Here is an 8,308-nt window from a genome sequence, read left to right as displayed (position 1 = left end):
GGGGGCGGCGGGGCCGGGGGGGGTGTTGTGCACCGGGCGGCCCCGGGGGAGTGGGGGGGGCACATAGGGGGGGGGGGGGGGGGGGCGCCCCCCCCCCCCCCCGCCCCTCCGTGGGATCACCCAGGGGTCAGCGCCTGCCGGCGAGCTTCCACGCCGCCGGCAGCAGGCCCATCGCCAGCGCCGCCTTCAGCGCGTCCCCGACCAGGAACGGCGTGAGGCCGGCCGCGATCGCCGCGGAGGCGGACATGCCGGCGGCGAAGGCCAGGTACGGGACACCGACGGCGTAGATGATCGCCTCGCCCAGGAGCATCGCGCCCGCCGTCCGCCACGGGGAGCGGTCGGCGCCCCGGCGGGCCAGCGCGCCGACGGCCGTGGCGGCCAGCACCAGGCCGATGACGTAGCCGAAGGAGGGTGCGGCCACGCCGGAGCCGCCCTCCGCGAACCACGGCACACCGGCGACACCGGCGAGCGCGTACAGCGCGAGGGAGAGGAAGCCACGTCCGGCGCCGAGGGCGGTGCCGACGAGCAGCGCGGCGAAGGTCTGGCCGGTGACCGGGACCGGGGTGCCCGGGACCGGCACGGCGATCTGGGCGGCGAGGCCGGTGAGCACGGCGCCGCCGACGACGAGCGCGACGTCGCGGACGCGGGAGGCGGGCAGCAGGTCGGCGAGGACCTGGCCCGGGCGGGCGGGGGCGGCGGCAGCGGTGCTCATGGGGACTCCGCGAGTGAGGGCGGTTCGGGACACCGTGACGCTAACCCAGGGCCCTGGGGCCGACCACCGTCACCGCCCGACAAAGGGGCAGGCGTGGTCGTGGTTGGCTCCTTACAAAGAGTGGTGATTACACGTGAACCGGCGTGATACCGGTCACTGAGGTGGAGACGTGTGGCTCACGCGGGAGGCGTAGGGCGGGCTCTGTAGGGTCTCGCCAATTGGGCGGGCAGGGGGAGAATCCGACGCGGCCTTTACACTCCGTGTGATTGTCCCCCTTATCCCCTCACGCACTGGACGAGCCGCGCCCATGTCCCGCACCACCCCCACCCCTGTAGAGGCCCCGCCCGAGGCGGACGCCTCCCTGTCCCACGGACTCAAGCAGCGCCACCTGTCGATGATCGCCCTCGGTGGCGTGATCGGCGCCGGGCTGTTCGTCGGCTCCGGCGCGGGCATCGCCGCCGCCGGCCCGTCGATCGTCCTCGCCTACGTCATCTCCGGGCTGCTGGTGATGCTGGTGATGCGGATGCTGGGCGAGATGTCGGCCGCCCATCCGTCGTCGGGTTCCTTCTCCGCGCATGCCGAGCGGGCGATCGGGCCGTGGGCCGGTTTCACCGCGGGCTGGGCGTTCTGGGTGCTGCTGTGCACGGCCGTCGGGCTGGAGGGCATCGGCGCCGCGAAGATCGTCAGCGGCTGGCTGCCGGGCACGCCGGAGTGGGCGTGGGTGGCGCTGTTCATGCTGGTGTTCTGCGGCGCGAACCTCGCGGCCGTGAAGAACTTCGGTGAGTTCGAGTTCTGGTTCGCCGCGCTGAAGGTCGGCGCGATCACGCTGTTCCTGGTGCTCGGCGTGCTGGCGATCGCGGGCCTGCTGCCCGGCACCGACTCCCCCGGCGCGAGCAATCTGACGGACTTCATGCCGGGCGGCGGCGAGGGTCTGGTGATCGGCCTGCTCGCCTCGGTGTTCGCCTACGGGGGCCTGGAGACGGTCACCATCGCTGCGGCCGAGTCAAAGGACCCTGTGAAGGGCGTGGCGAGCGCGGTCCGTACGGCGATGTGGCGTATCGCGCTGTTCTACATCGGCTCGATGGCGGTCGTCGTCACCCTCGTCCCCTGGGACTCCGAGGAGGTCGTCGAGAGCGGGCCGTACGTCGCCACCCTGGACCAGCTCGGCATCCCGGGTGCCGGTCAGCTGATGAACGTGGTCGTGCTGGTCGCGCTGCTGAGCGCGATGAACGCCAACATCTACGGCGCCTCGCGGATCGGCTACTCGCTGGTGCGTCGCGGCCAGGGGCCGAAGGCGCTGGGCCGGGTCTCCGGCGGGGTACCGCGGATCGCGGTGCTCGCGTCGTGCGTCTTCGGCTTCGTCTGCGTGGTGCTCAGCTACTGGCGCCCCGACGACGTCTTCCCGTGGCTGCTGAACATGATCGGCGCGGTGATCCTGGTCGTCTGGATCTTCATCGCCGTCTCGCAGCTGCGGCTGCGCCGCCGGCTGGAGCGGGAGGCGCCGCAGAAGCTGATCGTGCGCATGTGGGCGTTCCCGGTGCTGACCTGGGTGGCGCTGGCGGGCATGGTGGGGATCTTCGTCCTGATGGCCCGGGAGCCGGACACGCGGGTGCAGTTGTACTCGACGGGCGCGATGACCCTCGTCCTGGCGGCCGTCGGCTACGCCTGGCAGAGGGCGCGCGCCCGGCGCTGACGCCACCGCGTCCCGAAAGGCCCCCACGTTCACCCGTGGGGGCCTTCTTCTTGCTAGGTTGTAGTTGCAAGCTCATTGCAATAAGAGGTCGGAGGGGACCCCGTATGCCCGTCTACACGCTGCCTGAACTGCCGTACGACTACTCCGCGCTCGCCCCCGTGATCAGCCCCGAGATCATCGAGCTGCACCACGACAAGCATCACGCGGCGTACGTGAAGGGTGCCAACGACACCCTGGAGCAGCTCGCCGAAGCGCGGGACAAGGAGTCCTGGGGCTCCATCAACGGTCTGGAGAAGAACCTGGCGTTCCACCTCTCCGGGCACATCCTGCACTCCATCTACTGGCACAACATGACCGGTGACGGTGGCGGCGAGCCGCTGGACAAGGACGGCGTGGGCGAGCTGGCGGGCGCGATCGCCGAGTCCTTCGGCTCCTTCGCGAACTTCAAGGCACAGCTGTCCAAGGCGGCGGCCACGACGCAGGGCTCGGGCTGGGGCGTCCTCGCCTACGAGCCGCTGAGCGGCCGGCTGATCGTCGAGCAGGTCTACGACCACCAGGGCAACGTCGGCCAGGGCGCGACCCCGATCCTGGTCTTCGACGCCTGGGAGCACGCCTTCTACCTCCAGTACCGGAACCAGAAGGTCGACTTCATCGAGGCCATGTGGCAGGTCGTCAACTGGCAGGACGTGGCCCGGCGCTACGAGGCCGCCAAGTCCCGGGCGGATGTCCTGCTGCTGGCTCCCTGAGCACCACCCCCCGATCGTCCTGCCTCGTGATCGTCTTCTCACCTTTCACGTCGGCAGGCGGAGAGAAGAAGGCCCCCGCGAGGACGTGACTCGCGGGGGCCTTCCCCTGTCCGGGCGCCGGATGCCCCCGCGCGCCGGCTCGCGGGGGCTACCGGTGGGCGGCGTTCCGGGTCATGGTGGCGGCATGCCGATGGAGAGGACGATGCCCTGCGGCACGTGCGGCACGGATCAGCCGCACCGGCACGTCAGGGACGACCGTGAACGTAACGTGGTCCGAGAGCTCCAGGGACTCGCGCCGCGTGCCTATGTGGACCACTACTGGATCTGCGTCAGCACCGAGCGGGACTGCCGCAACATCCGCACCGGCCACGTGTGGAGGCCCCTGCATCCGCCGCGGAAGATGCCGGCCGAGCCCGAGGACCGCCAGGACCCCTAGAGGTTGCTGAAGTCGGGGCCCTTGGTGCGGGTGCGCTTGATCTCGTAGAAGCCCGGGACCGAGGCCACGGCCAGGGTGCCGTCCCAGAGGCGGGCGGCCTCCTCGCCCTGGGGGGCGGGGGTGACGACCGGGCCGAAGAACGCGACCTCCTCGCCGCCGGGGCCGGGTACCGAGATGACGGGCGTGCCGACCTCCTGGCCGACCTTGTCGATGCCCTCCTGGTGGGAGGCGCGCAGCTGGGGCTCGTAGGGGGTGGCGTCCCAGTGCTCCATGAGGGTCTCCGGCAGGCCCACGTCCTTCAGGGCGGCGGCGACCGCCTCCTTCTCGGGGCCCTGGCCCTCGTTGTGGATGCGGGTGCCGAGCGCGGTGTAGAGGTCGCCGAGCACCTCGGGGCCGTGCTCCTGCTGCGCCGCGACGACGACCCGTACCGGTCCCCACGCCTTGGTGGCGAGCATCTCGCGGTATTCCTCGGGAAGTTCGTCCAGCTTGTCCTCGTTCAGCACCGCGAGGCTCATCAGGTGCCAGCGGACCTCGATGTCACGGACCTTCTCCACCTCCAGCACCCAGCGGGAGGTCATCCAGGCCCAAGGGCACAGCGGGTCGAACCAGAAATCGACGGGGGTCTTGTCCGGCATGTCTCTCCTCATGAGGAAGCGAATCTCCCGTAGCAACGTCCGCAGCAACGCCGCCACGTGTCCCGCCATTCCCGGCTGCCCCCGTCAGCAGCGCATGGCAGGATCGGTCCTGATCAGCAGTGTCCGACGAACCCTAGGGAGTGCCGCCCGTGCCCGGTGAGAATCTGTCCCGTGACGAGGCCCGGGAGCGGGCCGCCCTGCTGTCCGTCGACGGGTACGACGTGGCCCTCGACGTGCGCTCCGCGATCGGCGAGGCGTCCGGCGACGGGCCGCGGACCTTCCGCTCGGTCACCACGATCAGGTTCCGCTGCGCCGAGCCGGGCGCGGCGAGCTTCGCGGACCTGATCGCACCGCACGTCACCGCGGTCTCGCTGAACGGCCGCGACCTCGACCCCAGCGAGGTCTTCGACGGCTCCCGGATCCTGCTGGAGGACCTCGCCGCCGACAACGAGCTGATCGTCGACGCGCTGTGCGCCTACTCCCGTACCGGCGAGGGCCTGCACCGGTTCGTCGACCCCGAGGACGGCGAGGTGTACCTGTACACCCAGTACGAGCCGGCCGACGCCCGCCGGGTCTTCGCCAACTTCGAGCAGCCCGACCTCAAGGCACCCTTCCGCTTCGAGGTGCGGGCGCCGGAGGGCTGGACGGTGTGGAGCAACGGGGCCGGGCAACTCGCGGACGGTGTCTGGCGGTTCGCCGAGACCAAGCCGATCGCCACGTACATCACCTGTGTGATCGCGGGCCCGTACCACTACGTCACCGGCTCCTACACCCGCAAGCTCGACGACGGCTCGGCGCTGGAGATCCCGCTCGGCGCGCTGTGCCGCAAGGGCCTCGCGCCCTACTTCGACACCGACGAGATCTTCCGGATCACCAAGCAGGGCCTGGACTTCTTCCACGACCACTTCGACTGCCCGTACCCGTTCGGGAAGTACGACCAGGCCTTCGTGCCCGAGTACAACCTCGGCGGGATGGAGAACCCGGGCCTGGTGACCTTCCAGGAGGAGTACCTCTTCCGCGGGAAGGTCACGCAGACCTCGTACGAGCACCGCGCCACGGTGATCCTGCACGAGATGGCGCACATGTGGTTCGGCGACCTGGTCACCATGGAGTGGTGGGACGACCTGTGGCTGAAGGAGTCGTTCGCCGACTTCATGGGCTCCTTCTCGCTGGTCCGCGCCACCCGCTTCACCGACGGCTGGATCGCCTTCGCCAACCGCCGCAAGTCCTGGGCCTACCGCGCCGACCAGCTCCCCTCCACGCATCCCGTCACCGCCGACATCCGCGACCTGCAGGACGCGAAGCTGAACTTCGACGGCATCACCTACGCCAAGGGCGCGAGCGTCCTCAAGCAGCTCATGGCGTACGTCGGCGAGGAGGCGTTCCTGGAGGGCGCGCGGCGCTACTTCAAGCGGCACGCGTACGGCAACACGCGCCTGGGCGACCTGCTGTCGGTGCTGGAGGAGACCAGCGGGCGGGACATGGGCGCCTGGGCGCGGTCCTGGCTCCAGACGGCCGGCGTCAACTCGCTCACCCCACAGGTGCTGCTGGACCCGCGGGGCCGCGTCGAGGAGCTGGCGGTGGTGCAGGAGGCTCCCGAGTCACACCCCGAGCTGCGCCCGCACCGGGTGCGGATCGGCCTGTACCGGCGCACGGCGGACGGGGCGCTGGAGCGGTACGCCGTCCAGGAGGCGGACGTCGACGGCCCGCGCACGGTGGTGACGGGGCTGGCCGGCGCCGAGGCGCCGGAGCTGGTGCTGGTCAACGACGACGACCTCACGTACTGCAAGATCCGCTTCGACGAGACCTCGCTGGCCGCCCTCAAGGACGCGCTGGGCGCGCTGACCGATCCGCTGGCCCGTGCCCTGTGCTGGTCGGCGCTGTGGAACATGACCCGGGACGCGCTGCTGCCGGCGCGGGACTTCGCCGACCTGGTGCTGCGGTTCGCGGGGCGCGAGTCGGACATCGGCGTGCTCCAGATGCTGCACGCCTGGGCGGAGTCGGCGCTGACCCACTACGCGGCGCCGCAGTGGCGCTCCGCCGGTCAGGAGCTGCTCGCGCAGGGTGCCCTGCGTGAGCTGCGGGCGGCCGGGCCGGGCAGCGAGCAGCAGCTGGCCTGGGCGCGGTTCTTCGCGTCGGTGGCGTCCGGCGCGGACCACCTGGGTCTGCTGGCGGGGCTGCTGGACGGCACCGAGCGGATCGACGGGCTGGAGGTGGACCAGGAGCTGCGCTGGGCGTTCCTGGAACCGCTCGCCGCGCACGGGGCCGCCGGCGAGGAGGCGCTGGCGGCGGAGCTGGCCCGGGACGACACCGCGTCCGGCAGGCGCCGCCAGGTCCGCTGCCTCGCCGCCCGCCCCTCGGCGGCGGTCAAGGCACAGGCGTGGGCGCAGGTCGTGGAGTCGGACGCGCTGTCCAACGCGCTGGTGGAGGCGACGATCGCGGGCTTCGGCCAGCCCTCCCAGCGGGAGTTGCTCGCGCCGTACGCCGAGAAGTACTTCGCGGCCATCGAGCGGGTGTGGCAGGAGCGGTCGATCCAGATCGCCATGCACGTGGTGCGCGGCATGTTCCCGGCGCTGCGCGCGGACGAGGAGACGCTGGCGGCGGCGGACACCTGGCTGGCCGCGCACGAGGGTGCCGCCCCGGCCCTGCGCCGGCTGGTCCTGGAGGCCCGTGACGACCTGGCGCGGGATCTGCGCGGACAGGCGTGCGACGCGGCGACGGGTGACTGACCAGCAGCTTTGGCCTGAGCTTGGGCCGTAGGTCACCGTTACGAAATTCAGGCAACAACAACCGTAACCCCTGGTCCGCACCCGAACGGACCAGGGGTTTTCGCCGCTCTCTCGGCATCCGAACACGCGTCCTTTAGGGCGAGCTTGTCCGGGTTTGTCGACGGGCGTGTAACAGCGGTTAAGCGGCCGGCCGGGCACGGGAATCTCCGGGGCATGAACCACAACACCCCGCTCTCCCCCCGCCCCCTGCACCACCTGTCCGACGGCCGGCGCCGGGTCATGACGGCCGCTCAGCTGCGGATGCACGGCGTATCGGCCGCCGAGACGAACGCGCAGTGCAAGCCCGGCGGCTCCTGGCAGGAGCTCCTCCCGGGCGTCTACCTGCTCCACCCCGGCCCGCCGACCAGCGAGGAGCGGCTGCACGCGGTGCTGATGTACACCGCCCGGGAGCCCTCCCCCGGCGTGCCGGCCCAGCCCGGCGCCGACGACGAGCAGCGTCCGCCCTACCCGGACGCGATGATCACCGGCCTCGCCGCGCTGAACCTGCACGGCTTCTCCGCCGTCCCGCCGCTGCTCTCCCTGGACCGCGTCGACGTGCTGGTCCCCCGGCTGCGCCGGCTGCGCTCGACCGGATGCGTCCGCGTGCTGCGCACCCCCGCACTGCCCACGCCGCAGTACCGCACGGGCCTGCCGGTCGCGCCGGTGCCGCGGGCCCTGGCCGACGCGGTGGCCGACCTCGCCGACGCGGGCGCGGTACGGCGGCTGCTCACCGAGGCGGTGCGCGGCGGGCACTGCGAACCCGCCGCGGTCGTCCGGGAGCTGAACGAGGCCAGGCTGCTGAGCCGCCCGCACGTCGTGGACGCCGTGGACTCGCTGCTGGCGGAGGGGCGGGCGATCGCGGAGGACCGGCTCTACCGGATGGTCCGCGAGTACGGCCTGCCCGACCCGGTGTGGAACGTCGACCTGCGGCTGCCCGGCGGGCCGCACCTCGGGGGCCTGGACGCCTACTGGCCGGAGCACGCCGTGGCGCTGGAACTGGACACCCGGGCGCCCCGGCACGGCGACCGGCAGGAGAACGACGCCCTGTGGTCGGAGTACGCCCGCAAGCGTGAGCACCTGGAGCGGCTGGGCATCACGGTCGTGTACATCACGCCCAAGAAGCTGCGGGACGCGATGGAGCAGCAGGCGACCGTCGTGCGCACGGCGCTGATGGCGTCGGCGGACCGGGACCCGGCGGCGTATGTCGTGGTGCTGCCCCGGTAGCGATGGACCGGGGCCGGCATCAGGAGGGGAGAGGAGGGGCCGTCCGGCGTCGACGCCGGACTGCCCCGCCCCCTGACAGGGCCCGGCCGGGGCA

Annotated in this window: 7 protein-coding genes; 5 read left to right on the top strand and 2 right to left on the bottom strand. The window is 71.8% G+C overall.

The features are described from left to right. Positions 1-127 precede the first annotated feature (127 nt). Entirely contained in the window at positions 128-712 is a 585-nt protein-coding gene (locus ACGF8A_RS07230; protein ID WP_393105123.1) for a biotin transporter BioY, read from the bottom strand. A gap of 307 nt (positions 713-1,019) precedes the next feature. Between ACGF8A_RS07230 and ACGF8A_RS07225 the strand changes: the two genes are divergently transcribed. The 3 genes from ACGF8A_RS07225 to ACGF8A_RS07215 all read left to right on the top strand — a co-directional run bounded on the left by ACGF8A_RS07225 (position 1,020) and on the right by ACGF8A_RS07215 (position 3,587). Further along, positions 1,020-2,405: an amino acid permease gene (locus ACGF8A_RS07225; protein WP_393105121.1), complete on the top strand. Its 1,386-nt coding sequence runs from the start codon at positions 1,020-1,022 to the stop codon at positions 2,403-2,405. 104 nt (positions 2,406-2,509) lie between these two features. Beyond that, positions 2,510-3,151, top strand: coding sequence for a superoxide dismutase (locus ACGF8A_RS07220; RefSeq protein ID WP_196462721.1), 642 nt, complete (start codon positions 2,510-2,512; stop codon positions 3,149-3,151). Between the two features lie 184 nt (positions 3,152-3,335). Then, positions 3,336-3,587 (top strand): hypothetical protein, encoded by a 252-nt coding sequence (locus ACGF8A_RS07215; RefSeq protein WP_393105118.1) that lies wholly within the window; start codon positions 3,336-3,338, stop codon positions 3,585-3,587. On the opposite strand, the gene ACGF8A_RS07210 is transcribed toward ACGF8A_RS07215, so the two are convergent. Continuing rightward, on the bottom strand, positions 3,584-4,222 hold the full coding sequence (locus tag ACGF8A_RS07210) for a DsbA family protein (protein ID WP_393105116.1): 639 nt from the start codon (positions 4,220-4,222) through the stop codon (positions 3,584-3,586). The genes ACGF8A_RS07215 and ACGF8A_RS07210 overlap by 4 nt on opposite strands. A 149-nt stretch (positions 4,223-4,371) precedes the next feature. Between ACGF8A_RS07210 and pepN the strand changes: the two genes are divergently transcribed. Further along, the gene (gene pepN / locus ACGF8A_RS07205) at positions 4,372-6,951 is read left to right on the top strand and encodes an aminopeptidase N (RefSeq protein WP_393105114.1); all 2,580 of its coding nucleotides are present in this window, start codon (positions 4,372-4,374) and stop codon (positions 6,949-6,951) included. Between the two features lie 213 nt (positions 6,952-7,164). After that, positions 7,165-8,214: a hypothetical protein gene (locus ACGF8A_RS07200; protein ID WP_393105112.1), complete on the top strand. Its 1,050-nt coding sequence runs from the start codon at positions 7,165-7,167 to the stop codon at positions 8,212-8,214. Positions 8,215-8,308: the final 94 nt, after the last annotated feature.

The organism is Streptomyces sp. NPDC047706 (assembly GCF_043204795.1).
GTDB lineage: Bacteria > Actinomycetota > Actinomycetes > Streptomycetales > Streptomycetaceae > Streptomyces.
This window is presented reverse-complemented; position numbering and strand designations above follow the sequence as displayed.

Coding starts and splice junctions, on each gene's coding strand:
- ACGF8A_RS07215 (WP_393105118.1), top strand. CDS start 3,336: ATGCCGATGGAGAGGACGATGCCCTGCGGCACGTGCGGCACGGATCAG.
- ACGF8A_RS07230 (WP_393105123.1), bottom strand. CDS start 712: ATGAGCACCGCTGCCGCCGCCCCCGCCCGCCCGGGCCAGGTCCTCGCC.
- ACGF8A_RS07225 (WP_393105121.1), top strand. CDS start 1,020: ATGTCCCGCACCACCCCCACCCCTGTAGAGGCCCCGCCCGAGGCGGAC.
- ACGF8A_RS07200 (WP_393105112.1), top strand. CDS start 7,165: ATGAACCACAACACCCCGCTCTCCCCCCGCCCCCTGCACCACCTGTCC.
- ACGF8A_RS07220 (WP_196462721.1), top strand. CDS start 2,510: ATGCCCGTCTACACGCTGCCTGAACTGCCGTACGACTACTCCGCGCTC.
- ACGF8A_RS07210 (WP_393105116.1), bottom strand. CDS start 4,222: ATGCCGGACAAGACCCCCGTCGATTTCTGGTTCGACCCGCTGTGCCCT.